Source organism: Enterococcus sp. AZ109 (assembly GCF_051714625.1).
Classification (GTDB): Bacteria; Bacillota; Bacilli; order Lactobacillales; family Enterococcaceae; genus Enterococcus_A.
Genome location: NZ_JBIOSF010000001.1, coordinates 1 through 24,166 on the forward strand (window position 1 = coordinate 1; position 24,166 = coordinate 24,166).

The 24,166-nt window shown below is 40.0% G+C and carries 26 protein-coding genes and 1 riboswitch; of the genes, 23 read left to right on the forward strand and 3 right to left on the reverse strand.

What is annotated here, in order from left to right; all coding sequences use genetic code 11:
- Window position 1 precedes the first annotated feature (1 nt).
- The 4 genes from IGI42_RS00005 (at window position 2) to IGI42_RS00020 (ending at window position 3,679) form a co-directional block, all read left to right on the forward strand.
- Entirely contained in the window at window positions 2-928 is a 927-nt protein-coding gene (locus IGI42_RS00005; RefSeq protein WP_438713477.1) for an ROK family glucokinase, read from the forward strand.
- 26 nt (window positions 929-954) lie between these two features.
- Window positions 955-1,356: a rhodanese-like domain-containing protein gene (locus tag IGI42_RS00010; RefSeq protein WP_438713478.1), complete on the forward strand. Its 402-nt coding sequence runs from the start codon at window positions 955-957 to the stop codon at window positions 1,354-1,356.
- A 168-nt stretch (window positions 1,357-1,524) separates the two neighbouring features.
- Entirely contained in the window at window positions 1,525-1,884 is a 360-nt protein-coding gene (locus IGI42_RS00015) for a DUF488 domain-containing protein (protein ID WP_438713479.1), read from the forward strand.
- Window positions 1,877-3,679 carry an FAD/NAD(P)-binding protein gene (locus IGI42_RS00020; protein WP_438713480.1) on the forward strand — a complete coding sequence of 601 codons (1,803 nt, stop codon included), beginning with the start codon at window positions 1,877-1,879 and terminating at the stop codon, window positions 3,677-3,679. Before IGI42_RS00015 ends, IGI42_RS00020 begins: the two co-directional genes overlap by 8 nt.
- A 117-nt stretch (window positions 3,680-3,796) precedes the next feature.
- On the opposite strand, the gene IGI42_RS00025 is transcribed toward IGI42_RS00020, so the two are convergent.
- Window positions 3,797-3,964, reverse strand: a complete 168-nt coding sequence (locus IGI42_RS00025) for a DUF3042 family protein (protein ID WP_438713481.1) — start codon at window positions 3,962-3,964, stop codon at window positions 3,797-3,799.
- A 162-nt stretch (window positions 3,965-4,126) separates the two neighbouring features.
- On the opposite strand from IGI42_RS00025, the gene IGI42_RS00030 reads away from it, so the two are divergent.
- From IGI42_RS00030 to tsaD, 8 genes are all read left to right on the forward strand, one after another.
- Entirely contained in the window at window positions 4,127-4,501 is a 375-nt protein-coding gene (locus tag IGI42_RS00030) for a RidA family protein (RefSeq protein WP_438713482.1), read from the forward strand.
- A gap of 112 nt (window positions 4,502-4,613) precedes the next feature.
- Window positions 4,614-5,603, forward strand: a complete 990-nt coding sequence (gene galE / locus IGI42_RS00035) for a UDP-glucose 4-epimerase GalE (RefSeq protein ID WP_438713483.1) — start codon at window positions 4,614-4,616, stop codon at window positions 5,601-5,603.
- Window positions 5,604-5,615: 12 nt separating this feature from the next.
- On the forward strand, window positions 5,616-7,097 hold the full coding sequence (galT, locus tag IGI42_RS00040; RefSeq protein ID WP_438713484.1) for a UDP-glucose--hexose-1-phosphate uridylyltransferase: 1,482 nt from the start codon (window positions 5,616-5,618) through the stop codon (window positions 7,095-7,097).
- 16 nt (window positions 7,098-7,113) lie between these two features.
- Complete coding sequence (locus IGI42_RS00045) at window positions 7,114-8,097, forward strand: substrate-binding domain-containing protein (RefSeq protein WP_438713485.1); 984 nt, start codon at window positions 7,114-7,116, stop codon at window positions 8,095-8,097.
- A gap of 388 nt (window positions 8,098-8,485) precedes the next feature.
- On the forward strand, window positions 8,486-9,193 hold the full coding sequence (tsaB, locus tag IGI42_RS00050) for a tRNA (adenosine(37)-N6)-threonylcarbamoyltransferase complex dimerization subunit type 1 TsaB (RefSeq protein WP_438713486.1): 708 nt from the start codon (window positions 8,486-8,488) through the stop codon (window positions 9,191-9,193).
- Window positions 9,177-9,725, forward strand: coding sequence for a ribosomal protein S18-alanine N-acetyltransferase (gene rimI, locus IGI42_RS00055; protein WP_438713487.1), 549 nt, complete (start codon window positions 9,177-9,179; stop codon window positions 9,723-9,725). Before tsaB ends, rimI (IGI42_RS00055) begins: the two co-directional genes overlap by 17 nt.
- On the forward strand, window positions 9,722-10,180 hold the full coding sequence (rimI, locus tag IGI42_RS00060) for a ribosomal protein S18-alanine N-acetyltransferase (RefSeq protein WP_438713488.1): 459 nt from the start codon (window positions 9,722-9,724) through the stop codon (window positions 10,178-10,180). Before rimI (IGI42_RS00055) ends, rimI (IGI42_RS00060) begins: the two co-directional genes overlap by 4 nt.
- A gap of 4 nt (window positions 10,181-10,184) precedes the next feature.
- Window positions 10,185-11,189, forward strand: a complete 1,005-nt coding sequence (tsaD, locus tag IGI42_RS00065) for a tRNA (adenosine(37)-N6)-threonylcarbamoyltransferase complex transferase subunit TsaD (protein ID WP_438716978.1) — start codon at window positions 10,185-10,187, stop codon at window positions 11,187-11,189.
- Window positions 11,190-11,255: 66 nt separating this feature from the next.
- Here the strand turns inward: tsaD and IGI42_RS00070 are convergent, their stop codons facing one another.
- Both IGI42_RS00070 and IGI42_RS00075 read right to left on the reverse strand, forming a co-directional pair.
- Window positions 11,256-11,798: an ECF transporter S component gene (locus IGI42_RS00070; protein ID WP_438713489.1), complete on the reverse strand. Its 543-nt coding sequence runs from the start codon at window positions 11,796-11,798 to the stop codon at window positions 11,256-11,258.
- A 5-nt stretch (window positions 11,799-11,803) separates the two neighbouring features.
- Entirely contained in the window at window positions 11,804-12,778 is a 975-nt protein-coding gene (locus IGI42_RS00075) for a nucleoside hydrolase (protein WP_438713490.1), read from the reverse strand.
- 21 nt (window positions 12,779-12,799) lie between these two features.
- Window positions 12,800-12,844: riboswitch (PreQ1 riboswitch) on the reverse strand.
- 149 nt (window positions 12,845-12,993) lie between these two features.
- Between IGI42_RS00075 and argF the strand changes: the two genes are divergently transcribed.
- From argF to IGI42_RS00130, 11 genes are all read left to right on the forward strand, one after another.
- Complete coding sequence (gene argF / locus IGI42_RS00080; protein ID WP_438713491.1) at window positions 12,994-14,007, forward strand: ornithine carbamoyltransferase; 1,014 nt, start codon at window positions 12,994-12,996, stop codon at window positions 14,005-14,007.
- Window positions 14,008-14,276: 269 nt separating this feature from the next.
- Complete coding sequence (argS, locus tag IGI42_RS00085) at window positions 14,277-15,968, forward strand: arginine--tRNA ligase (protein ID WP_438713492.1); 1,692 nt, start codon at window positions 14,277-14,279, stop codon at window positions 15,966-15,968.
- A 304-nt stretch (window positions 15,969-16,272) separates the two neighbouring features.
- Window positions 16,273-17,223, forward strand: a complete 951-nt coding sequence (locus IGI42_RS00090) for a nucleoside hydrolase (RefSeq protein WP_438713493.1) — start codon at window positions 16,273-16,275, stop codon at window positions 17,221-17,223.
- Window positions 17,224-17,546: 323 nt separating this feature from the next.
- Window positions 17,547-19,391, forward strand: coding sequence for a BglG family transcription antiterminator (locus tag IGI42_RS00095; protein ID WP_438713494.1), 1,845 nt, complete (start codon window positions 17,547-17,549; stop codon window positions 19,389-19,391).
- Between the two features lie 14 nt (window positions 19,392-19,405).
- Window positions 19,406-19,753: a PRD domain-containing protein gene (locus IGI42_RS00100; protein WP_438713495.1), complete on the forward strand. Its 348-nt coding sequence runs from the start codon at window positions 19,406-19,408 to the stop codon at window positions 19,751-19,753.
- A complete protein-coding gene (locus tag IGI42_RS00105; RefSeq protein ID WP_438713496.1) occupies window positions 19,750-20,106 on the forward strand; it encodes a glycine-rich SFCGS family protein in 357 nt (118 codons plus the stop codon). Before IGI42_RS00100 ends, IGI42_RS00105 begins: the two co-directional genes overlap by 4 nt.
- Before the next feature lie 15 nt (window positions 20,107-20,121).
- Window positions 20,122-20,475 (forward strand): DUF4312 family protein, encoded by a 354-nt coding sequence (locus IGI42_RS00110; RefSeq protein WP_438713497.1) that lies wholly within the window; start codon window positions 20,122-20,124, stop codon window positions 20,473-20,475.
- A 14-nt stretch (window positions 20,476-20,489) separates the two neighbouring features.
- Window positions 20,490-21,269, forward strand: coding sequence for a DUF4311 domain-containing protein (locus IGI42_RS00115; protein WP_438713498.1), 780 nt, complete (start codon window positions 20,490-20,492; stop codon window positions 21,267-21,269).
- Between the two features lie 14 nt (window positions 21,270-21,283).
- Complete coding sequence (locus IGI42_RS00120; RefSeq protein WP_438713499.1) at window positions 21,284-21,955, forward strand: DUF4310 family protein; 672 nt, start codon at window positions 21,284-21,286, stop codon at window positions 21,953-21,955.
- Window positions 21,956-21,971: 16 nt separating this feature from the next.
- The gene (locus IGI42_RS00125; RefSeq protein WP_438713500.1) at window positions 21,972-23,081 is read left to right on the forward strand and encodes an amidohydrolase/deacetylase family metallohydrolase; all 1,110 of its coding nucleotides are present in this window, start codon (window positions 21,972-21,974) and stop codon (window positions 23,079-23,081) included.
- On the forward strand, window positions 23,065-24,165 hold the full coding sequence (locus tag IGI42_RS00130) for a DgaE family pyridoxal phosphate-dependent ammonia lyase (protein ID WP_438713501.1): 1,101 nt from the start codon (window positions 23,065-23,067) through the stop codon (window positions 24,163-24,165). Before IGI42_RS00125 ends, IGI42_RS00130 begins: the two co-directional genes overlap by 17 nt.
- Window position 24,166: the final 1 nt, after the last annotated feature.

Sequence of the window (24,166 nt, forward strand, 5' to 3'; positions counted from 1 at the left end):
TTTGGGTGGTACAACTGTCAAATTTGCAATTTTAACTCAAGATGGCGATATCCAACAAAAATGGAGTATTGATACAAATATCTTGGATGAAGGACAACATATCGTACCAGATATCATTGAATCAATTAATCATCATTTGGCATTATATAATATGAAGCCAGAACAGTTTATCGGCATTGGAATGGGTACACCGGGAAGTGTCAATATTGTTGAAGGAACCGTCATTGGTGCCTACAATTTGAACTGGAAAACGTTACAGCCAGTTAAGGAAATGATTGAAAAAGGAACCAGTATTCCATTTTTCATTGATAACGATGCCAATGTTGCGGCACTAGGTGAACGCTGGAAAGGCGCCGGCGAAAATGATCCTGATGTTGTCTTTGTAACTTTAGGAACGGGTGTTGGCGGTGGAATTGTTATGAACGGCCAATTACTTCATGGAGTGGCTGGATGTGCTGGCGAAATCGGACATATTACCGTTGATCCAGAAGGCTTTGAATGCACTTGCGGCAAACGAGGATGCTTAGAAACTGTAGCAAGCGCAACTGGTGTTGTACGTGTGGCTCGTCAATTGGCAGAAGAATATGCTGGCGGCTCCCAACTAAAAGCACGTTTAGATAATGGCGAAGATATTACTAGTAAAGACGTATTCGAATTAGCAGCAGCTGACGATGATCTTGCTTTACGTGTGGTGGATAAAGTTACTTTTTACTTAGGGTTAGCTTGTGGAAACATCGGAAATACATTGAATCCTTCAGCTATTATTATCGGTGGCGGTGTTTCTGCAGCTGGTGAATTTCTGCGGAGTCGTGTTGAGAAATACTTTGAGCAATTCACGTTCCCGCAAGTTAGAAATAGTACAAAAATTAAATTGGCTGAGTTGGGAAATGAAGCTGGAGTGATTGGTGCGGCTTCTTTAGCACGATAATATTGAATTAGGAAGGGAAGTTTCGTATGTCATTTTGGTGGACATTAAACATTATTTTATTAGCGGTTATTCTTTTATTCTTTGGGTATGAACTGTACGTTCGAATCATGGTAAAACGTTCAGCGAAGTTGTTAACTCAAGAGGAGTTCCAAGCAGGAATGCGCAAGGCACAAGTAATTGATGTAAGAGAACGCGATGAGTTTAACGCAAAGCATATTCTTGGTGCGCGTAGTTTTCCTTTTCCTATGTTGAAGGAAACGATGAGTTCACTACGTAAAGACCAACCGATTTACATCTATGATTACAATAAATCGGTGAGTGCTCGTGCAGCAAATCTATTACGCAAAAATGGGTATACTGACTTGTACATTTTAAAAGGCGGTATTGAAGAATGGCAAGGCAAAGTTAAAAAGAAAAAAATTGATTAGTCAATGGAGCATGTTGCATTTTTTGCAGCATGCTTTTTTAAGTTTGTCGACAATAGGTTTCGCAAAATAACTTCACACGGTCTTTTTTATGCAATTATTACATTCAGTAAATTGTTATAAGTTGCACTTTCGGCTTTTTTTCTTTACTCTGGAATTGAGGTGAAGGCAATGCTTAAAATCAAGCGTATATATGATACAGTTGAAGAGGACGATGGTTATCGAGTATTGGTTGATCGGATTTGGCCTAGAGGTATGTCAAAAGACAAAGCGGCAGTCGACGAATGGTTAAAAGACGTTGCTCCCAGTAATGAATTGAGAAGATGGTTCAGTCATGATCCTGCGAGATATCCTGAGTTTGCTAAACGTTATTTGCAGGAATTAACAGATGATTCTCATCAGGCTGCTTTCCAACATTTAGAAAAATTAGCTATGAAAAATAGTCAACTCACTATGGTTTATAGTGCAAAAGATACCGAACATAATCAAGCAGTAGTATTAAAGGAAAGATTGGAGCGAGAAAATGGGTAGAATAGCAGTTGTAGGTACAGGTCCTTATGGATTAATTATGTTAGATCAATTAATTCAAAATTACACAAAACCTGAAAAGCTAGAAATATTGGCTTTTGATCCTGCTGGGCTTGGGGGACTAGTATGGAATACAAAGCAAGATGATGCAGTTTTGATGAACAGTGTTATGGAGCATGTCACGTTGTTCTCTGACCAACTAGACACTGAAGTAGGTATCCCAAGACCTAGTTTATACGAATGGAGCAAAAATCAGGCACCTGATTTCATCAAAGAACATGTTGAAGAAAATCAAGCGGAGTTCTTAAGGCAAGCAGCAACACTTAAACGAAATGATTGTTGTCAAAGACGCTTTTACGGGTTGTACCAACAATGGTTCTTCTTAAATCTTCAGGCAAACTTGCCAGAAAATATTTCGCTGACTTTCTATCAGGACCAAGTAAAAGACTTAATTGTTAAGGAGCAAATTACATTAATCGCACAGGAAAAACATCTTGTGGACCAAGTAGTTTTGGCCACGGGGCATTCTGAAAACGAATTAACAGTAACTGAGCAGCAGCTAAAAGTTTTTGCAGAAGAACAACAGTTAACGTATCAACCACCTAAAAATCCTGCTACCGTCTCGCTGGATAGTATCTTGCCACAAGAAGACGTCATTTTGCGGGGATTGGGTTTAAGCTTCTTTGACTATGTCGCTTTATTGACTAAGCATTGGGGTGGGAAGTTTGTTGACGAAGCTGGCGAACTTTATTATCAACCTTCTGGCAAAGAAGGCAAAATGATTTTGGGATCTGGCCGAGGGGTGCCATATCATGCTCGTCCAGTCAACCAAAAGTTAGCAGGTGAGGATGCACAGCCGCAAATACTTACCAATGAACGAATTGAAAAATTCCAACCGGGTGAAGCAACTGAGTTTTTTGATCTGCTAAAAAAAGAAGTGGAGCTAGTCTACTATGAGAAAAAGCTGGCAAACACTTCAATTGATATTAATGCGTTTTTAAGTGCTTATCGTAAAGAAGATCGTAAAGAAGTACTAGAACGTTTTGAAGTTCCGGTAGAAATGCGATGGGACTGGGATGCGTTAGTAGATCCAGGTAAAGGAGTCGAACCTGAGAATTTTACAGCTTTCATTCAAAACTATATGGAAAAAGATATCAATGAAGCAGAAAAAGGTAATTTGACTGGAGCAGTTGCGGCAGCATTAGATACGATGAAGGAACTGCAGATGCCTGTGCACAAAATGATTGAGCGTAAAGCGTTTACTTCAAAAGAATATTGGGAGGAATTATGGGGAAACTACGATTCAATGTATGGTTTTTTGACTGTTGGCCCTCCGGTACTCCGTATGAAGCAATTAGCCGCTTTAAATAAAGCAGGCATTGCTGTCTTCTTGGCGCCTGACATGGAGGTTGTGTGTGAAAATGATCGTTTTATTGCCTTCAGTAAGCAAAACGAACAAGTAAAATATGTAGCTAAGCATTTAATAGAAGCTCGTTTGCCAACTACTAGTTACCGTAAAACGCTAAATCCTCTGATTAAGGCACTAAAGAATCGCGGATATCTAGCGCCAGATGTGGTACGGGTAGAGAATGAGAATCATGAAAGTGGTGCATTGAAGGTAGAGCGCAGTACGCACCGAATAGTTGATCAACAAAATCATACGTTAAATAACTTGTATTGCTATGGCGCTCCTTTAGCCGGATTCGACTGGCTAAATGCTGCTTCTCCAAGGCCGAAAAACAGGGATCAGATTTTCCAAGTGGCCAACCAAATTGTTCAGTCTATCTATCAAAAATAAACAGCTAGCTTAGGAGTTGTCATTATTTTTCTAGGTACGAGAAAAGTGAGACTGACACTCCTAACTAACTGCGAAAAGCATGAGTAGCAAAAAAAAGAAAGCAGGTCGCTTTCTTTTTTAACGAGCAATCCGTTTTCTACGGGCTTTTTTACGATTTTCGTCGATTTTTGATTCTTGTTCTTCTAAGGGTTCAATTACTTTTTTCTTTACACCCATTAAAAGTCCAGCAACAACGGCTGCTGTTGCTAATGTTCCTGTAAAAAATCCTGATGTAAATTTACGCATATGATTGGCCTCCCTTTTCTTGTTACTTTTATTATGGGGGAAAATGTCAAAAATGGAAAGCTAAAAGATCGCTCCTGACAAAATATTCAACAATTCTTGGATTGTTGATACTGAATTGGGTATAATGGAGCTAGTAAAAAGAATGGTAAAGGAGAGACATACATGGAAAGATTAAATTCTGAAAAAGCGCCAAAAGCATTAGGACCTTATTCTCAAGGGATGGTGACAGGAAATACGGTTTTCTTATCAGGTCAATTGGGTATCGATCCTGCTACCAATCAACTTCAAGAAGGAGTGGAAGCCCAAGCCAAACAATCTTTAGAGAATATTCAAAATATACTGGGAACCATCGGCCTTACTTTAGAAAATGCTCTTAAAGTAACGGTTTTCTTAAAGGATCTGGATCACTTTTCGGTAGTAAACGATATTTATGCTAGCTACTTTAAAGAACCTTATCCAGCTAGAAGCTGTGTTCAAGTAGCTAAGCTTCCAGCAGATGCGCTAGTTGAAATTGAAGTAATTGCTGAAAAATTATAAAAAATATACTCAGGAAAGATAAAGCCTACTTAGGTTTTATCTTTTTTTGCTTGCGTTTGTTTAGTAAATATTTTATAATTTGTTTAGTAAATATTTTGTTAGGAGTGGAGATATGTCAATTTTAGTTCTAGGTGGGGCAGGCTATATTGGTTCGCACACAGTTGATCGTTTAATAAATCAAGGATATTCAGTAGTAGTAGTCGATAATTTATTAACTGGACACCGTCAAGCCGTTCATCCAAAAGCAACCTTTTATGAAGGTGATTGTCGCGATCAAGCGTTTATGCGGGAAGTTTTTCAACATGAAACCATCGAGGGAGTAGTCCATTTTGCCGCAAGCTCTTTGGTGGGAGAATCTGTAGAAAAACCACTGAAATACTTTAATAACAATGTTTTCGGTATGGAAATGCTGTTGGAGGTAATGGAAGAATTTAACGTAAAAAATATTGTATTTTCATCTACTGCAGCAACTTATGGTGAACCAGAGGTATCTCCAATTACCGAAGAAACACCTACCAATCCCAAAAATCCGTATGGTGAAAGCAAGCTAATGATGGAAAAAATGATGCACTGGTGTGATAATGCATATGGCATGCGTTATGTAGCGTTACGCTATTTCAATGTTGCAGGGGCGAAAGCTGATTCATCAATTGGTGAAGACCATACACCGGAAACACATTTAGTACCAATTATTTTGCAGGTTGCGTTGGGACAACGGGATCATTTGACCATTTTTGGCGACGATTATAACACACCAGATGGCACATGCATTCGCGACTACGTTCAAGTAGAAGACTTGGCGATGGCCCACATTTTAGCATTGGAATATCTAAAAGCTGGAAATGATAGTAATGTCTTTAACCTAGGATCTAACAACGGATACTCCGTTAAAGAAATGTTAGATGCAGCACGGGAAGTAACGCAAAAAGAAATCGCTGCTGAGATAGGTCCTCGAAGAGCAGGAGATCCTAGTACACTAGTTGCATCTAGTGAAAAAGCAAAAAACACGTTAGGCTGGAAGCCAGAATATACAGATATCAAAGAAATTATTCAAACTGCCTGGAATTGGCATGTCAGTCATCCCAATGGATATGAAGACTAGGAGGAACAGCAAATGTCGATTAGTCAAGTTGTTAGAGATTTTGTCAGTTTAGCCATTCATTCCGGTGGTTGGATGGATATGGATCGGATTTATTTGGAAAATCAAGTCATTGGTCTTATTGGTCAAGATGGCTTAGAAGTAGCTGAAGTTCGTCCAGTTGAGATGACAGCAGCTGAATTAGTTCAGCCTCTTATAGAGCGAGGGATTACAAATCAAGTGATTGGCGAACTCGCTGCAGAAAAAGATATTTTAGAGTCTAAGCTGATGGATTTATTAACACCGCCTCCTTCAGTAGTGAATGCTTATTTTGCTCAGTATTATGCGAAGAGTCCGAAAGAGGCAACTGACTACTTCTTCCACTTGAGCCAAACTAACAACTATATTAAAACTAAGGATATCGCTAAAAATATCGTTTTTCCAGCAGAGACTGAATACGGTACTTTAGAAATTACCATTAATTTGTCTAAGCCGGAAAAAGATCCTAAACAGATCGCAGCAGAACGGGAAGCGGTCCAAGTTGATTATCCAAAATGTCTTTTGTGTATGGAAAATGAAGGGTATAAAGGGCGCTTGAATTATCCAGCTCGGACTAATCATCGCATCATTCGTATGAATTTGGACGGAGAAAGTTGGGGACTGCAATATTCTCCTTATGCTTATTACAACGAACATTGTATTGTTTTGTCAGAAGAACATCGCCCAATGAAAATCAGCCGGGATACCTTCCAGCGTTTACTGAAAATTACGGAAGTATTACCGCATTATTTTGTGGGCTCTAATGCTGATTTACCAATTGTGGGAGGTTCGATTCTTTCCCACGATCATTATCAAGGAGGGCGTCATACGTTCCCAATGGCAGTTGCTGAAATTGAACGTAGGATTAATTTCCCGCTCTTTCCGACGGTCACAGCTGGAATCGTAAAATGGCCAATGTCAGTAATTCGTTTACAGAGTAAGCAGTCTAAAGAATTGATTGCTGCGGCTGAATACATCTTTGAATCTTGGAAACAATATAGTGATGAATCAGTCGATGTCGTAGCCTTCTCCGCGGATGGGACACCCCATCATACAATTACACCAATTGCCCGTCGCAAGGGCGAGCTTTTCGAATTAGATTTGGTTTTGCGGGATAATAATGTTTCGGAAGAATATCCGGACGGTATTTTCCATCCGCATCCCGATGTCCAACACATAAAAAAAGAAAATATTGGCTTAATCGAAGTAATGGGACTAGCAGTCTTGCCGCCGCGATTAAAACAGGAATTGCATGAAGTCCAACAATATTTACTTGGAAATTCGCATCAGATGAAGGAGTATCATCAGAAGTGGGCAGATGAAATCAAAAATGCTCAGACAATTACAACTGAAAATGTTCAAAGGGTATTGCAGCAAGAGGTAGGCAAAGTTTTTGCTCGTGTTTTAGAGGATGCCGGTGTGTTTAAACGAGATGAAACCGGACAAGCAGCCTTTGACCGTTTCATTGCAGCTTTGTAAGTCAGGAGGAAATGAAATGGCAACGATTCGTGATATAGCAGAGCTAGCCGGCGTTTCTCCGGCAACTGTTTCAAGAGTGTTAAATTATGATTCGCAAATATCGGTTGGTTTAGCAACGAAACATAAAATATTTCAAGCAGCAGAAGAACTAAATTACACGAAACATAAAAAGAATAGTAAAGCAGAAACGCCTGTGCTTCGCTTAGTCCAGTGGTACGATGCAGAAGAGGAATTAGCTGATCTTTATTATCTAGCCATTCGTCTAGGCATTGAAAAAAGAGCAGAAGAATTAAATGTCCAAATCAAACGAGAGTCATTGACAGATTTGACTACACTAAAAACGGCTGGTACGATCGCTTTAGGTAAATTTGATGCAGAACAAATCAAAAGAATCAGTGAAGTGGATGAAAATCTTCTGTTTGTCGATTATGATGCGACTGTGAGTGGTTTTGATTCCTTAGTAGTCGATTTCGATCAAAGTGTTGATGCAGTGATTGATCAGTTTGTAGGAAAAGGTCATGAACAAATTGCGATTTTATCTGGAATCGAGTTTACTAAGCAAACACATCAACCAATTAATGATCCTCGCATGGTTGCGTTTGAGCAGAAGATGCAGCAGTTGAAATTATATAAAGAAACGTATATTTTGCAAGCTGAATTTAGTGTGGAGGCAGGTAAGAAGGCAATGTCTGCATTTTTACAGCAGGAGCCTGAGTTGCCAACCGCATTATTTGCTTCTAGTGATGCACTGGCAATTGGCGCAATGCAAGCGATCCAAGAATTTGGTTTGAAGATTCCTGAAGATGTTTCAGTGATTGGCTTTAACGATGTCAGTGTGGCGAAATATGTCTCACCGACACTTTCTACCGTGAAAGTCGAGACCGAGTGGATGGGAGAGCTAGCCGTTTCTACGATTTTAGAGTTAGCAAAAGAATGTGCACCCGTTCCGCGAAAAATCATGCTTGGTACAAAGCTGATTCTCCGTGATTCAACTAAATAATCAAGAAATTATCCCACTTGTACCGACCTCCAAAAGTTAGACCAAAAATCTAACATATGGAGGTCGGTATTTTTATGTTGGCATGAAATGTGATAGTAGATAAAAGGTTGTGGCCTAGTCAACGGATTTAGAAAAGCCAATGAATCAGAACGGTTTGTGGTGATTCCCTATTTTATAAATCCTATTTAGTAAAAAATGAAAAAGAGTCTTGGTCACTTTTTTATTCGCATCGATTACAAAAATAATTAAATGTATGTTCTCTCAAATGTAAAATGTTTTTCCCATACTGTGAAAAAGTAAGTGATTCTTTAAATAAGTCCAGCTTTACTATATTGCAAAAAGTTTTTATGGTAAAATGTTGCTATCTGAAAGCGAGGAATAAGGCAGGATGAAAATTTTAGCATTCGATACATCGAATCAAACTTTAGCAGCGGCTATTTTAGAAGACGGGCAAGCGCTTGTTTCTTTTCAACTAAATAAAAAACTCAATCATAGTTTAACCTTGATGCCCTCAATTGAGCATATTATGAAAATCAGTGGCTTGGTGCCTCGAGACTTGGACCGGATTGTTGTAGCACAAGGTCCAGGATCTTATACTGGTATTCGCATCGCAGTGACTACGGCAAAGACGCTAGCTGATACGCTGAAAATAGATCTTGTGGGGGTTTCAAGCTTAAAGTCATTGGCTGCTAACGCTAAAGATAAAGGGTTAATTGTCCCTATAATGGATGCTCGTCGAAATAATGTTTATGCGGGAGTCTATCAGTGGGAAGGTCAACAGTTAAAAACAATTATTCCCGATCAGCACATTCCTTTAGCAAATTTGCTAGAACAACTTAAAGGTGAGACTGTATTCGTTGGCGAAGCGGGTAAATTCGCTGAGATGATTCATGAAAAGTTACCTGATGCTAAGATAGAGTCCGACGATCGTGTGAATCTCCCTAATGGAATAACTTTAGGACAGCTGGGGAGGGATCAAACACCAGTCTCGGATATTCATAGCTTTGTACCAGACTATTTGAAGCGGGTTGAAGCTGAGGAGAAATGGCTGCAGACTCATCAACCAGGGGATGAGAATTATGTTGAAAAAATTTAGCGGACTAATCCGTACAGTTATCAGAGGTAAGCAGCAACCCTTTGAAGCACGTGATGTTACTGTGCAAGATAAAGAATATGTTTTGCGTAGCATAACCGATGAAGATATTAAAGAATTAATTGCATTGGAAAAGGACGTGTACCAAGGAGAAGTTCCGTGGACGAAAAGTGCTTTTTTAGGTGAAATTCACTCGCCCATTCCGCATCTATATGTATGTATGACCTATCAGGAAGAATTAGCAGCTTTTATTGGCAGCCGGATTATTGGCAATGATGCCCATATTACTAATGTAGCTGTAAAAAGGGCTTTTCAAGGTAGTGGGCTAGGCACCTTTTTGATTGACGAGGTAGAAAGATTCGCTATAATAAAAGGCTGTATCACTTTGTCATTAGAGGTTCGGATTGGTAATAGAGATGCACAGCGTTTATATCGCCGATTGGGATTTGAAGGGCGAAAGGTACGCCGAAATTATTATGTTGAAAACAATGAGGATGCATTAGAAATGGTTAAGCACTTAGAGGTAGCTAAATGATGAAGGATGTCCCATTAAATCAAAAGGCTCAACAGCTTTGGCAGATTAATAATGCGGCTTACCCTACAGGTTCCCCTTGGTCAGTCGAAGAGTTTTATCAGGATCTACAGCAAAAGCATAGTCACTACTTATTGGAAGAAGAAACGAGTCCAGTCGCATTTTTAGGCTTTCATCAAGTAGTAGACGAGATTGAAATTACTAATGTTGCTACTTTACCGGAATATAAATGCCAAGGACTAGGTAAAAAGCTATTTGAACGATTGTTGGCGCATGCTCGTAAACAGGACATAAATCAGATATTTTTAGAAGTACGTGCTTCCAATGTGGCAGCGCGCAATCTTTACGAACAAATGCATTTCCAAGTGATTGGTAAGAGAAAAAACTATTATCATGCACCAGTAGAGGATGCACTTATTATGAATTTGAAAGTAGGGAACAGCCACGGAAACGAGTGAATATATTTTAGCAATTGAAAGCAGCTGCGATGAAACGAGCGTTGCGGTCATCAAAAATGGCGAAACAGTCTTATCGAATATTGTTGCTTCGCAAATCAAGAGTCATCGGCGCTTTGGCGGCGTTGTTCCTGAGGTGGCTAGTCGCCATCATGTGGAGCAAATTACCTTATGTCTGGAAGATGCATTGGTCCAAGCTAATATTACTCCTGATCAACTAAAGGCGGTTGCTGTAACATATGGGCCAGGATTAGTTGGCGCATTACTGATTGGCTTAAGTGCAGCGAAAGCTTTTGCATGGGCTCATAGCTTGCCACTAATCCCTGTAAACCATATGGCGGGACATATCTATGCAGCTCGCTTAGTAAAGTCACTGGAGTTTCCTTTAATGGCCTTGCTAGTCAGCGGCGGGCACACGGAGTTAGTCTATATGGCTGAAGACGGTTCATATGAAATTATCGGTGAGACACGAGACGATGCAGCTGGGGAAGCTTATGATAAAGTTGGGCGTGTTTTAGGGTTAGCTTATCCTAGTGGAAAAGAACTAGACCAGTTGGCTCATCAAGGACAGGATGTCTATGAGTTTCCACGTGCGATGCTGAAGGAAGATAATTTCGATTTCAGTTTCAGTGGGTTAAAAAGTGCGTTTATCAATTTAGTACATAATGCTGAACAGCGGAATGAACCCCTAAATACAGTTGATTTGGCAGCCAGTTTCCAGGCAAGTGTGGTGGAGGTTTTAGTAACTAAAACTATCCGTGCATGCCAGGCTTACCCTGTGAAGCAGTTGGTTATTGCTGGTGGAGTAGCCGCTAACCAAGGATTACGGGAAGGCATGAAGCAAGCTCTGCAGGAGGAATTACCGGAAATTGAATTGGTAATTCCACCGTTGAATCTTTGTGGTGACAATGCAGCTATGATCGGAGCTGCCGCCCATGTAGAATTGAAGAAACAGCACTTGGCAGCTATGGATCTAAATGCGATACCAAGCTTAGCTTTTCAGCATATGTAAAACGAAAAAACCATCTGCTTCTATCCAATTGATAAAAGCAGATGGTTTTTTTATGAATGGTGCGATTTAAGAAACAATTTGTCGATAACGTGGCAGAGCTCTAATCGCACTAATGACTAAACTAATCGCCAGAAACTTGTCCAAATAATCGGTACCAATTTGGACTAAAAAGACACTTAAGGTTTGATTCAAACCAAGTCCGTGGATCACTTGAACCAGCATGCTAGAGCCGGAAGAAGTAATCCCGCCAAACAATAGTACAGTAATCAACGAAGCGATCAATGTACCAGGTAAGGTAACTAGCAGTACTTTTAACGGTAATGACCAAGCAGTCCGTTTATTATGGAGTAAAATTCCTGCCATGAAACCGACGCATAACTGAACGGGAGCAAAGTATAGAGAAAATAAATCAGTCGTTACTCCAGTAAACAGGGCACTTGAAAAGCCAGTGAGGATACCAGCAATTGGACCTAACAAAGTTGCTGCTAAAATGGTTCCGACTGTATCTAAATAGATCGGTAACCGCAAAAATAATGCTAAGTTTCCTAGAACAATATTCAGTGCAACAGCTAAAGCAATAATTGTTAATTGTGATGTGTGTTTTTTCATTCGTCTCATCCTAACTTTAATAGGTTTAGATCAGAAGCAATCGTGGCTTCCGGTGCATCTAAAAGGACGGTTAAAAACTGAGTAAAAAATTCTTTGGTATTAACGGTTTCCAAGATTTTAGCATTGGGTTCTTTTTGCCAAAAATTATAGCGGTCTACCAAGGTCTGCCCTATGCTCATCCCTGTAGTTTCCACCGTAGTGTAACTTTCAAAACCACTGCAAATTTCTGGAGAAATATAATACGCCACTGCTAATGGGTCGTTGATGACACAACCTAGCAGATGTTCATATTGCCAATGAAAATCAAAATAAAATCGGGTTAGTTTTCGCAAATAATCACCAGTATCAGGACTAATACGGTGACAGTATTCCAAGATGTTCGGACTAAATACGATCTCCCGAGTAACATCCAAGCCAACCATTTCAACGAGAGTATCCAATGTCTCATAAACGACCTTTGCTGCATCAGGGTCGCACCAATAATTGTACTCTGCTACGGGTGAGCAATTTCCATGACTTTTATAGGTTCCACCCATCGTAACAAAGCGTTGCATATTTTGACCTAACTTTTGATTAGACTTTAAAGCTAAAGCAATGTTAGTTAAAGGACCTAACGCTAAAATACCAACCTCACGCTTTTTAGCAAAAAAATTTGCCAAGAAAGCTTCGGCTGTTTCCTCTTGCACATGCACAGTCGATCGTCGAATAATCTCACTTTCACCAAAACCATCCATGCCATGGGTATCTTGCGCTGATACATAAGACCTTTTAAGGGGAGCTTCAGCCCCACGATACACTGGAATATCTAGACGATCACAACGTTCCAATACTTTAAAAGCATTTTCCACGCCAATATCAACGGGCGCATTTCCCGCAACCACGGTAATGGCCAGCACATCTAATTCCTTTGATTTGATTGCAAACTCCAAAGCCAAGGCGTCATCAATCCCTGGATCACAGTCAATAATCACTTGTTGCATTTTTTCCTACCTCCTTTGTTGAGATTCTTAGTTTTTTATTCTGGGAAGTTTCCGAACCAGTCCGAGCAATGCTCGATTTTAAATGCACCTTACTATAATAGAGGAAAACCTTGAGAATGAAAAGAGGGATTGCTATTTTTGTCATTATCCGGTATTATGTATAAAAATAAGTATATTTGATAAAAAACGTTTAAATATGCAAAGGGAGGCCCACAATGAATTCAGTGTTTCAAGGGAAAAGTTTATTAGCAGAGAAAGATTTTACTAAGGAAGAGTTGATGTACCTGATTGATTTTGCCGCACATTTAAAAGATATGAAGAAGAAAAATATCAGTCATCGCTATTTAGAAGGAAAAAATATTGCGTTGTTGTTTGAGAAAGCTTCGACTAGAACGCGTGCTGCATTTACTACGGCAGCTATTGATTTAGGTGCGCATCCTGAATACTTGGGTAAAGGTGACATTCAACTAGGGAAAAAAGAATCGATTGAAGATACGGCTAAAGTTCTGGGAAGCATGTTTGATGGTATCGAGTACCGAGGCTTTTCACAAGAAGCAGTTGAAGCATTGGCTGAATATTCTGGAGTACCGGTTTGGAATGGTTTAACCGATCAATGGCATCCTACTCAAATGCTAGCAGATTATCTGACTATCAAAGAACAGTTTGGTAAATTAGAAGGACTTACTTTGGCTTATGTGGGTGATGGGAGAAATAACGTAGCAAATTCTTTATTAATCACGGGGGCAATTTTAGGTGTAAATACGCATATTGTGACACCAAAAGAATTATTCCCTGATACTCAATTAGTAAACTTAGCGCAAGAGTACGCTGAAAAATCAGGAGCCACTCTTTTGATTACTGCTGATATTGATGAGGGCGTGAAAGGTGCAGAGGTTCTATACACCGATGTTTGGGTGTCTATGGGTGAAGAAGCTGAATTTAAAAAACGAATCGATTTATTACTGCCTTACCAAGTAAATCAAGCGATGGTGGATAAAACCGGAAAAGCAGACACAATTTTCTTACATTGCCTACCTGCCTTCCACGACGTGCAGACAGAAGTTGCTCAAGAAATCAAAGATACGTATGGTCTTTCAGAAATGGAAGTCACTGATGAAGTTTTCCGTGCACCTTATGCGCATCAATTTGAGCAAGCGGAAAATCGGATGCATACGATCAAAGCTGTGATGGCAGCAACGTTGGGAAATCTCTTTATCCCCAAAGTTTAGTCTTGACTTCTCGACGGTATCTGGTACTATGAAAGCCAGATAAATTATTTTCGTCGAGGAAAAAGAGAAGTCTATTGGTTGTTTTTAAGCGAGTCTGGGAAGGTGTGAGCCAGATAAACGGAGATAGATGGCGCACTTTGGAGATGAAACGGCAGCTACCGTTATAGTAAAGTTGGTCGTTTAGACAAAAAGAGTGGTACCGCGGGAAATCTCGTCTCTGATGAATTGTATTCATCAGAGGCTTTTTTTATGTTTGAGGAGGAAAAAGGATGAACAACAAAGAAATCGTAGCACAAGCAGTTTACGAAGTAGTAAAAGAGGATTTAACCTTGGAAGAAGTGGCGCGCTTATTAGAAAACCCTAAATCGGTGGACCATGGAGATGTCGCTTTTCCCGCATTTTCATTGGCAAAAATCTATCGTAAAGCGCCGCAGCAGATTGCAGCAGATTTAGCTGAAAAGATCAAGCCAGAACATTTTGAAAAAGTTGAAGTGGTGGGACCTTACTTGAACTTCTTTATGAACAAGGAAGTTGTTTCTAGTAATGTACTAAAGGAGATTACTAAAGCAGGTAGTGAGTTTGGTTCTAGCACAATCGGCAATAATGGGAATGTAACGATTGACATGTCTTCACCTAATATTGCAAAACCTATTTCAATGGGGCATTTACGCTCAACTGTAATCGGAAATTCGATCAGTTTGATTTTAAGTAAAGTTGGTTACCAACCAGTGAAAATCAATCACTTAGGTGACTGGGGAACTCAATTTGGGAAACTAATCGTTGCTTATAAAAAATGGGGTTCTGAAGACAAAGTAAAAGCTGAACCAATTAGCGAATTATTGCGCTTATACGTTCAATTTCACGAAGAAGCTGAAAAGGATGCTTCATTGGAAGATGAAGCACGGGCTTGGTTTAAGAAGTTAGAGCAAGACGATGCTGAAGCGGTTGAATTATGGAAATGGTTCCGTAATGAATCATTAAAAGAGTTCAACAAAATTTACGATATGCTGGAAGTAAGCTTTGATTCTTACAATGGGGAAGCTTTTTACAACGATAAAATGGATGAAGTTGTCAACCTGTTGGAGGAAAAACACTTGCTAAAAGAGGATCAAGGCGCAGAGATTGTGGATCTGTCTGCTTATGATTTGAACCCAGCATTGATCAAAAAATCGGATGGGGCTACTTTGTACATTACTCGTGACCTAGCAGCGGCTATTTACCGCAAGCGGACTTACAACTTTGTCAAATCATTATACGTAGTTGGTAATGAACAAAGCATCCACTTCAAACAGCTAAAAGCCGTCTTGAAGGAAATGGGCTTTGACTGGTCAGATGATATGAAGCATATTCCATTTGGTTTGATTACTCAAGGTGGGAAAAAACTTTCTACACGTAAAGGAAAAATCATTCTTTTAGAAGAAGTCTTGAAAGAAGCTACCGAATCAGCGTTGGCTCAAATTGTTGAAAAAAATCCTGATCTGCCAAACAAAGAAGAAGTAGCTCATCAAGTAGGTGTAGGTGCGGTGGTCTTCCATGATTTGAAAAATGATCGCTTGAACAACTTTGATTTTGAAATTGAAGAAGTTGTTCGTTTTGAAGGGGAAACAGGCCCTTACGTACAATATACTCATGCGCGGGCAATGACTATTTTAGATAAAGCTGGTTTTACACCAGATGCGGATACAGCCTATGCGTTAAATGATGCTGACAGCTGGGAAATCATCAAGTTGTTACAAGCTTTCCCTGATGTAGTAGCTCAAGCAGCTGAACAATATGAACCTTCTGTTATTGCGAAGCATTCCTTGAGAGTAGCGCAAGCCTTTAATAAGTACTATGCCCATACAAAGATCTTAGTAGATGATGAGCAAAAAGATGCACGTTTGGCATTAGTTTATGCAGTAACAACCATTTTGAAGGAAGACTTACGCTTGCTAGGCGTTCATGCGCCAAACAAAATGTAATAAAAATGGAGATTGTGACAGAAGTGTTCGACTCCGAGAAATAAGCCGAAAATGGCTTCTCCTATTTTTGCGATTATGCGCTTTTCAGTGGCTGTGACGTATTATGTCACAGTCACTTTTTTAGAAAGTGTAAGTCATTCACAAGTAAAAATCCTGCTAAATCATGGTAAAATATGTCTGGCTTCACAAAATAACTTTGTCGGAACTAAGCGAAAATTGAGGACAGTTTCTCTCAATTTTAGTTTTGATGTGCCCAAGCGTAAGCGAGTTTGCGAAGCCTATTTTAGGAAGGAAGCTGAACAATATGAAGTTGATTTTAGATTTAGACACTGGAATTGATGATGCTTTGGCGTTGACCTACGCACTTGGTCAACCCGATGTGGATTTGATCGGAGTGACTACTACATTTGGAAATGTTACGATTGATCAGGCTATAAAAAATACATTGAACCTGTTGTCATTACTAAAAAGAGAAGAGGTACCTGTATTCAAAGGGTCATCTTTTCCGTGGGGAACAAGTGACTATCATACCACCGAGGATTTGCATCGAGTACACGGAGTGAATGGAATTGGAAATGTTGAACTACCAGAGAGTTCTAAAGAGGTTCAGCAACAAGCTGCTATTGATTTCATTTTGCAGTCTGCTGAAGTGTTCGGTGAGGAATTAATCATCGTTACGGCGGGCCCCTTAACTAACTTGGCAGAAGCAATCAAAAAGAATCCTACCGCCATGAAAAAGGTTGGTAAAATCGTAATGATGGCAGGTGCTTTAACCATTCCTGGTAATTTGAGTCTATTTGCTGAAGCGAACGTATTAAATGATCCATTGGCGGCAAAGTTTGTTTTAGAAAGCAACATTTCGTTTACCATGATAGGATTAGATGTAACATTACAGACGATGATAGACTATCAAGATATAAAACAGTGGCAGGCAATTCCTACTAAGGCAGCAAAGGCAATTACGGAAATGACGACTTACTATTACACGAATGAGTACAGCGGAGAAGAATTTGGAGGTGCTTTGCATGACCCATTGGCAGTAGCAGCAGCCATTCAGCCAGCTCTCTTAACTCAGGTGTTACCGATAAACTTAACTGTTGAAACAGAAGAACCTTCGATCGGCAGGACGATTGGTGATATGAATCGACTAAATAATTCAGTAAAAAATGCAGTAGTCGGTTTAGCTATAGATAGCAATGCATTTTTAGATGACTTTTTTACAATTACTAATAGAATTTTAATGAATGCGAAATGAGTTAACTTATCATGGGCTATTGCGACAATCGGAAAGTTTCTTTTCGGTTGTTTTTTTTCTATTATTTTCCTAAATCTAAATAAAATGAACTTCCTTTGACTTAGTGCAAGGAGTAAATTAAATAGGGGTTACTTAGTGAAAAAATTCATTTGTACGAGGTTGATCTATCAAGGTTTTTGTGGATTTTTTTGAAGCAAAAATTTATTTATTATGCAAACAATAAGAAAAACAAGTGAGTGATTGCACTTAACAAAGTGCAAAAGGTTTGTATTGCGAGTTATCACCAATGAACTTATAGTTACACATGTAAGGAGCTAATGCAGATGCAATTATCAAAAAGAGAAATCAAAGTCTTACTCAAACTGTTAGATAGTGAGAAAAGTCTGACGACCAAAGAGCTGGCTGAACATTTCCAAGTGAGCGTGCGCACAATAAAATATGACTTGGACAATATTCGACTATGGTTAAATGATCGTGAGATTGAACTCCATGCCCAACGTAGTAAGGGACTTTGGTTTGAGCTGACTAAAACGCAACGCTTAACACTGAAAAATGAATTGTTGGAAGAAGAGCGGTTTGAAATCTTCCCAGATCAGGCATTGCGGGTGGAACAAATTGTTCTAAAGCTGTTGTTCAGCGAAGAAGCGATTACGGCAAATCAGTTAGCTGATTTGCTGGGGGTTTCGAAAAACACAATCATTACCGATTTAGAAAAAGTTGAGCTGTTTATTGCTTCTTATCAGCTTCAATTGAAACGGCAAAGTGGTCAAGGCATGTGGTTGGAAGGAACAGAAGAAAATTGTCGTTCATTGATCGATTATCTCTTGCATCATAACCTTACAGAGTATGATATTTATCAGATCATGAACCGACTAACCAATCATGATCAGCCAAAACAGCCGATTCACATTGGAAAAGGTCTACCTTTTTATAATGTGTACCAGGTAGTTGTTCATCAGACAGCTGAATTGCTAGACCCAATCACAACGAACGAATTTGATTATGCCGAATTGTTAGCGATTACCTTTCGGGTAACCATTGCGATTTGTCGTTTGCAAATGCATCGTTCGATCGGCTCTTTTACAATCATGAGTGATGTACAGGAGCTAGTAAAAAAACAAGACATTCCGATGCTGTTGATGCAGGCTGTCTTTGGTGTTTATGATTTGCCGCTGTTTAAGGACGAGTATCAGTACATATGCAGCGATCGCATGCAGGAAAATGATCACCAAGACATTTTGAAACTGACTGTGCGGCTGGTGAAGAGAATTTCTGAAGAGTTAGGTGTTAATTTCGGTGAAGATGCCCAATTAGTGACGAACTTATTTGCTCATTTGTCATTGCGACTGGGCAAAAAACATCTTTATCCCAATGAATACAATCCTTTTGTCGAAGACATTAAGTCTTTGCATCCGCAGTTGTTTACAGCAATCGAGAAAGCTTGTGAACAAGAAATGACATGCGGAACGAATCAACTGGTTAGTGATTCCTTTATCGCATACATTGCGCTACATTTCTTGGTTTATTTGGAAAAGGAAAAGTCAGAGCAGGGAATCGTTCGAGTAGTTTATGTTTGTTCAACCGGACTAGGGGTTACCAACCTGATTCAGCAGAAAATGGAAGAAGAAATTCCTAATGTCGAGATCGTTTGCTTTGCCTCAGTGTTAAATGCAGCAAATGTGATTAAATCTCATAAGCCAGACTTGGTTATTAGTATATTTCCGATGGAGGACTTGAATTGCCCGACTATCAAAGTAAGTGCAATTCCTTCAAAAGAAGATATCCAAACCATTAAGCGCTTTATGCACCAAACCTTTGGAGAAAAGCGTTCTGTTCCTGCACATAACCCACGCATTCCTGAGCTTAGTTCAGAGGAAACAACTCAGGAAGTGATTTTAAAGGGATATGTTTTATATGATGGGTTGAAAAAAATCTTCGGCGAACGTTTGAAAAAGGAAACAGAAGAAGCTTTCTTATTGCATGTGTTCTTAATGGTTCATCGTATTCAATTCAAACGTCAGTATCAATTAGAGGGCAACGTGAACCCTGACGTTCTTTTATTGAATCAAAGTTTATTTAAACAAGCGGAACAGCTGTTTTCAGAAAATGATTTAGCTGTGAACGAAGCAGAACTGACCGCATTATTTAATTATGTCGACAACCGATAGAAAGGAGGATAGTGATGCAATTAACAGAAGAAAGTCAAAAAATCTTACAAAGTAGTCCTTATACGGAGGAGTTGCAGGAAGTTGTTGACTATACCGACCAGCTATTACAAAAAAGACAGATTGCACCAACCGATATTCAATGGACAATTTTAATTAACCACCTGAGTGAAATGTTGCTGCGAGAAAGAGAAGAGCGAAGCATTCCAGAAGTTGAACCAGAGATGTTTTCAGAAATTTCAGAAGAAGCGTTAGAAATCGCACAACTGGTGGTAGATAAAGTAGGTAAATTACCAAAAGATGAAACATTTGTTTTATCAATTCACTTTGAAAGTGCCAAACAAAACGAGGAGGAAACAAAATGATTACAGTAGTTATTGCAGATCGCTTAGGTAAAGGACAAAACGTAGCAAAAGGCGTAGAGGCTGCAGGCGGAAGAGCCGTGGTTGTACCAGGTATGGGTGCAGATATGCGTTTAGGTGATGTAATGCAGCAGGAAAATGCGGATATGGGCATTTCGTTTTGCGGAAGCGGCGGTGCTGGAGCGTTGACAGCTGCAACTAAATACGGGTATTCCGAGCGACATGGTATGCGTTCAGTCGAAGAAGGGGTAACAGCGATTCAAGATGGGCACACTGTTTTAGGATTTGGTTTTATGGACCAAGAGGAATTAGGTAGACGCTTAACGGAAGCCTACATTAAAAAATACGGAGAATAAAAAGGAGCAGGTACAGTGAACACGACAGAGAAAAAAATACAAAAGATTATCGTTAGCGGAAAAGGCGATACAAAAGCAGCAGCCTTTTCTGACGGATTGAGCCAAGTGCAAAAAAAGGTATTAAAAGGAACCTCTGATGTGATACTGCGGATTGAGCCAAAGTCGGTCGCTGTACTTGCTGCTGAGGAACAAAGATATACGGAACGGTTCCTGTTCTTCTTTTTACCTAGAGAACAGGTCAATTATGAGGTTAAGCTAGAAATTGAAGTGGAGCTGTTAATGATTGATATGGCAAGTGTTCCTTTCGAACAAGTCAATCAAGCAGCACCAGATGCAGTAAATATACCATTTTTATCTAAAAAAATGTAAGAGGGTGAGACGAAGTGGAATTTGTTATTATTTTATTGAAATCGTTGATTATCGGCGGCTTGCTAGGCTTCGCCGCAGGTGCGGGAGCTGCACGGATGTTCCATGCACCCAGTACACAAGGTTTAGGTGCCTTCCGAACATTGGGAGAAATGAATGCTTGTGAAGGAGATCCAGCTTCCCACTTCTCCTTTGGGCTTGGCTTCTTCTTTAATGCTTGGGCTTCAGCAGTAGGAGCGGGTGCTTTTACCCAGGATGTTACCCACCGGGTCATTCCAAACTGGGCAACAGCCGCATTATTAGTAAAAAACAAAAATGTAACAGAAACGATGCATAATCCTAAGAAAATGGGGATTGCTGGTGCAGTTGTTGGTATGCTTTTAGTAGCTTTCTTAAATACCACCGCTGCAGCGATTCCTGAAGCATTACAAGTAACTGCAGTCGCAGTATTAGTACCAGCAGCTACAACTTTGATTAACATTGTTATGCCAGTATTGTTCTGGTTAGCAGCGATTGATGCCGGCAAACGTTCTGGTTTTTGGGGAACGCTGTTTGGTGCCTTAGCACAAATGATCATGGGAAATGCCGTACCTGGTGTGGTACTAGGGATTCTAGTTGGTAAAGGTGTCGATGAACAGGGCTGGACTAAGATTACTAAGATTATCTTAACTGCAGCGATTTTATTGTTTGTCTTCAGTGGCTTCTTCCGTGGTTTTGACTTGCAATTGCTAGAAAGCTTCAGACTGGATGCGCCAAACTGGTTAAATAATTTACATGATGTCTTTACAGTAGAATAGGGGGCTATTAAATAATGGAACTTTCAGGATTAACAGAAGAACAAAAAAAGAAAAGCTTTTGGTTTGGTGATTGGGCCTTTCCGATTTTAGTAGGATTAATGTCTTCGGCTGTTTTTACCGGGACTCATATGTATATTCAATACGGTGTAGGTGCGTTTAACGAGGTATCCATTGTCGCAATGTTGAAGGCTGGATTAGACGGTGGTTCTTATGGAGCCGCAGCGGCATTTGGTGCCAGCTTCTTATTCGCTCGAATTTTAGAAGGCTCTTTGGTTGGGATTCTAGACTTAGGTGGTTCGATTTTAACGGGATTAGGAATCGGTATTCCGGCAATCTTCTTATCAATGGGGATTGATGCACCACTTAAAAGCTTCCCATTGGCCTTACTTACTGGTGCAATTTTAGGTATTTTGGTCGGCGGGATCATTATTTTAATCCGTAAATTTACAATTAATCAATCCAATTCTACTTTTGGTGCTGACATTATGATGGGAGCTGGGAATCAGTCAGGTCGTTTCTTAGGACCACTGATCATCTTGAGTGCAGCTTCAGCTTCTATTCCAATTGGGATCGGTTCAACGATTGGTGCAATTATTTTCTATAAATGGAATAAACCAATTGCTGGTGGCGCGATTTTAGGTGCGATGATTTTAGGCGCATTGTTCCCAGTAACTTTGGAACAGTAAGAAAAGAGGAAAAAGAATGTCTGAAGTTGTATTGAAAAACGGTCGTTTGATTACAGGCGTTGCTTGTGAAGTAGCTTTTGCTGAGGGCAAGATTACGGAGGTAGCAGAAGTAATTGAAGCCGGTGATCGTGAAGTTATCGATTTGCAAGGCAATCATTTTTCAGCTGGCTGGATCGATAGTCACGTACATTGCTACCAAGAAATGAATTTGTACTATGATTTTCCAGATCAAATCGGTGTCGAAAAAGGGGTAACTACCGTTATCGATGCTGGGACAACTGGTGCTGAAAATATTGGCCGCTTTTACAAGTTGGCAAAAGAAGCTAAGACGAATGTGTATGCGTTGTTGAACATTTCCAAATTCGGTATTGTGGAGCAAGATGAGCTGGCTGATTTGACGAAGGTACAAGCGGAATTAGTAAAACAAGCCTTGACTGAGCTGCCAGAATTTATTATTGGGATCAAAGCTCGCATGAGCAAAACCGTAATCGGCAATAATGGGATCACACCGTTAAATTTGGCGAAAGAGATTCAAGCAGAAAATCAAGAACTGCCTCTAATGGTGCATATTGGTTCTGCTCCACCAGAACTACAAGAAATATTGACTGTAATGGGACCGGGCGACATCCTAACGCATTGTTTTAACGGCAAACCTAACGGTATAATAGACCAAACGACTGGAAAAATTAAAGAATTCGTTTGGCAGGCGTATCGCGACGGTATTTTGTTTGATATTGGTCATGGAACGGACAGCTTCAATTTCGATGTTGCGGAGACGGCATTTAAAGCGAACATGTTCGCAAATACCATCAGTACCGATATTTATATTCGTAACCGCACAAATGGTCCGGTCTACGATTTGGCCACTACTTTGGAAAAATTGCACACAGTCGGTTATGAGTGGCCTGCGATCATCGAAAAGATTACGACCGCAGCTGCCGATCAATATCATTTGTCCCAAAAAGGACGAATCGAAGTCGGTAAAGATGCGGACTTCACGATCTTCAAGATTATTGATGAAGAAAAAGAGTTAGTGGATTCCAATGGCAATACCCGTCAAGCGAAGCAACAAATCATTCCAGTAAAGACAATTATTGGAGGCGCAGTATATGACAATCAGCTATGAGAAGTTTGATCTAAAAAAGGTAATCAATGCTTCTGGGCGCATGACAATTTTAGGTGTTTCAAAAGTATCAGAATCTGTGATGGCTGCGCAGCGCTTTGGCGGCGAACATTTTTTTGAAATGAGCGAGCTGGCGATTCAAACTGGAAAATATTTGGCAAACTTATTGAAGGTAGAGGATGCTCAAGTAGTATCTTCTGCTTCAGCTGGCATTGCTCAAGCAGTAGCAGGTGTGATTGGTCAAGGAGATATGTACCATGTGTACCATCCATATGTTGAACGTGGTGAAAAAAGAGAGATTGTTTTGCCTAAGGGGCACAATGTTGATTATGGAACGCCAGTAGAAACAATGGTTGCTTTAGGTGGCGGCCAATTAGTAGAAGCTGGTTATGCCAACATGTGCTCGCCAGAACATCTGGAAATGGTGATCACCGAAAATACCGCAGCGATTTTATACATCAAAAGTCACCATACCGTTCAAAAAAGTATGCTGACAGTAAAAGAGGCTGTTGAAGTTGCCAAACGTCATCACGTGCCTTTGATCGTTGATGCAGCTGCAGAAGAAGAGCTGTTCCGCTACACAGAAGCGGGAGCTGATTTAGTTATTTATTCTGGTGCTAAGGCGATTGAAGGTCCAAGTGCGGGTTTGGTGATTGGTAAAAAGCAATATGTCGAGTGGGTTCGACTGCAAAGTAAAGGGATTGGTCGTGCGATGAAAATCGGCAAAGACAATATTCTTGGCTTTACGCAAGCAGTAGAAGACTACTTAACCAATGGCAGTGAATCAGGGGAATCGATGCAAAAACGAATGGTGCCTTTTGTTGAGGCAATCAACCAAATCACTGACTTGAAAGCTGCTGTTGTTCAAGACGGTGCCGGACGCGATATCTACCGTGCTAGCATCAAAGTCTCAGGCGAAAAAACGGCTAAACAGGTGATCGAAGCCTTAAAATCGGCTGATCCAGCAATTTATACTCGCGAGTATCAAGCGAATAACGGAATTATCGAATTTGATGTGCGGTCGGTTGATCAAGAAGAGATGGAAATTATCGCAAACCGACTAAAAGAAATTATGGAAGAGGAATAAA

What these genes read in the sequence shown, in the direction of transcription:
- IGI42_RS00010 (WP_438713478.1), top strand. Translation starts at nt 955, where the DNA reads ATGTCATTTTGGTGGACATTAAACATTATTTTATTAGCGGTTATTCTT.
- IGI42_RS00015 (WP_438713479.1), top strand. Translation starts at nt 1,525, where the DNA reads ATGCTTAAAATCAAGCGTATATATGATACAGTTGAAGAGGACGATGGT.
- IGI42_RS00020 (WP_438713480.1), top strand. Translation starts at nt 1,877, where the DNA reads ATGGGTAGAATAGCAGTTGTAGGTACAGGTCCTTATGGATTAATTATG.
- IGI42_RS00025 (WP_438713481.1), bottom strand. Translation starts at nt 3,964, where the DNA reads ATGCGTAAATTTACATCAGGATTTTTTACAGGAACATTAGCAACAGCA.
- IGI42_RS00030 (WP_438713482.1), top strand. Translation starts at nt 4,127, where the DNA reads ATGGAAAGATTAAATTCTGAAAAAGCGCCAAAAGCATTAGGACCTTAT.
- galE (WP_438713483.1), top strand. Translation starts at nt 4,614, where the DNA reads ATGTCAATTTTAGTTCTAGGTGGGGCAGGCTATATTGGTTCGCACACA.
- galT (WP_438713484.1), top strand. Translation starts at nt 5,616, where the DNA reads ATGTCGATTAGTCAAGTTGTTAGAGATTTTGTCAGTTTAGCCATTCAT.
- IGI42_RS00045 (WP_438713485.1), top strand. Translation starts at nt 7,114, where the DNA reads ATGGCAACGATTCGTGATATAGCAGAGCTAGCCGGCGTTTCTCCGGCA.
- tsaB (WP_438713486.1), top strand. Translation starts at nt 8,486, where the DNA reads ATGAAAATTTTAGCATTCGATACATCGAATCAAACTTTAGCAGCGGCT.
- rimI (WP_438713487.1), top strand. Translation starts at nt 9,177, where the DNA reads ATGTTGAAAAAATTTAGCGGACTAATCCGTACAGTTATCAGAGGTAAG.
- rimI (WP_438713488.1), top strand. Translation starts at nt 9,722, where the DNA reads ATGATGAAGGATGTCCCATTAAATCAAAAGGCTCAACAGCTTTGGCAG.
- IGI42_RS00070 (WP_438713489.1), bottom strand. Translation starts at nt 11,798, where the DNA reads ATGAAAAAACACACATCACAATTAACAATTATTGCTTTAGCTGTTGCA.
- IGI42_RS00075 (WP_438713490.1), bottom strand. Translation starts at nt 12,778, where the DNA reads ATGCAACAAGTGATTATTGACTGTGATCCAGGGATTGATGACGCCTTG.
- argF (WP_438713491.1), top strand. Translation starts at nt 12,994, where the DNA reads ATGAATTCAGTGTTTCAAGGGAAAAGTTTATTAGCAGAGAAAGATTTT.
- argS (WP_438713492.1), top strand. Translation starts at nt 14,277, where the DNA reads ATGAACAACAAAGAAATCGTAGCACAAGCAGTTTACGAAGTAGTAAAA.
- IGI42_RS00090 (WP_438713493.1), top strand. Translation starts at nt 16,273, where the DNA reads ATGAAGTTGATTTTAGATTTAGACACTGGAATTGATGATGCTTTGGCG.
- IGI42_RS00095 (WP_438713494.1), top strand. Translation starts at nt 17,547, where the DNA reads ATGCAATTATCAAAAAGAGAAATCAAAGTCTTACTCAAACTGTTAGAT.
- IGI42_RS00100 (WP_438713495.1), top strand. Translation starts at nt 19,406, where the DNA reads ATGCAATTAACAGAAGAAAGTCAAAAAATCTTACAAAGTAGTCCTTAT.
- IGI42_RS00105 (WP_438713496.1), top strand. Translation starts at nt 19,750, where the DNA reads ATGATTACAGTAGTTATTGCAGATCGCTTAGGTAAAGGACAAAACGTA.
- IGI42_RS00120 (WP_438713499.1), top strand. Translation starts at nt 21,284, where the DNA reads ATGGAACTTTCAGGATTAACAGAAGAACAAAAAAAGAAAAGCTTTTGG.
- IGI42_RS00125 (WP_438713500.1), top strand. Translation starts at nt 21,972, where the DNA reads ATGTCTGAAGTTGTATTGAAAAACGGTCGTTTGATTACAGGCGTTGCT.
- IGI42_RS00130 (WP_438713501.1), top strand. Translation starts at nt 23,065, where the DNA reads ATGACAATCAGCTATGAGAAGTTTGATCTAAAAAAGGTAATCAATGCT.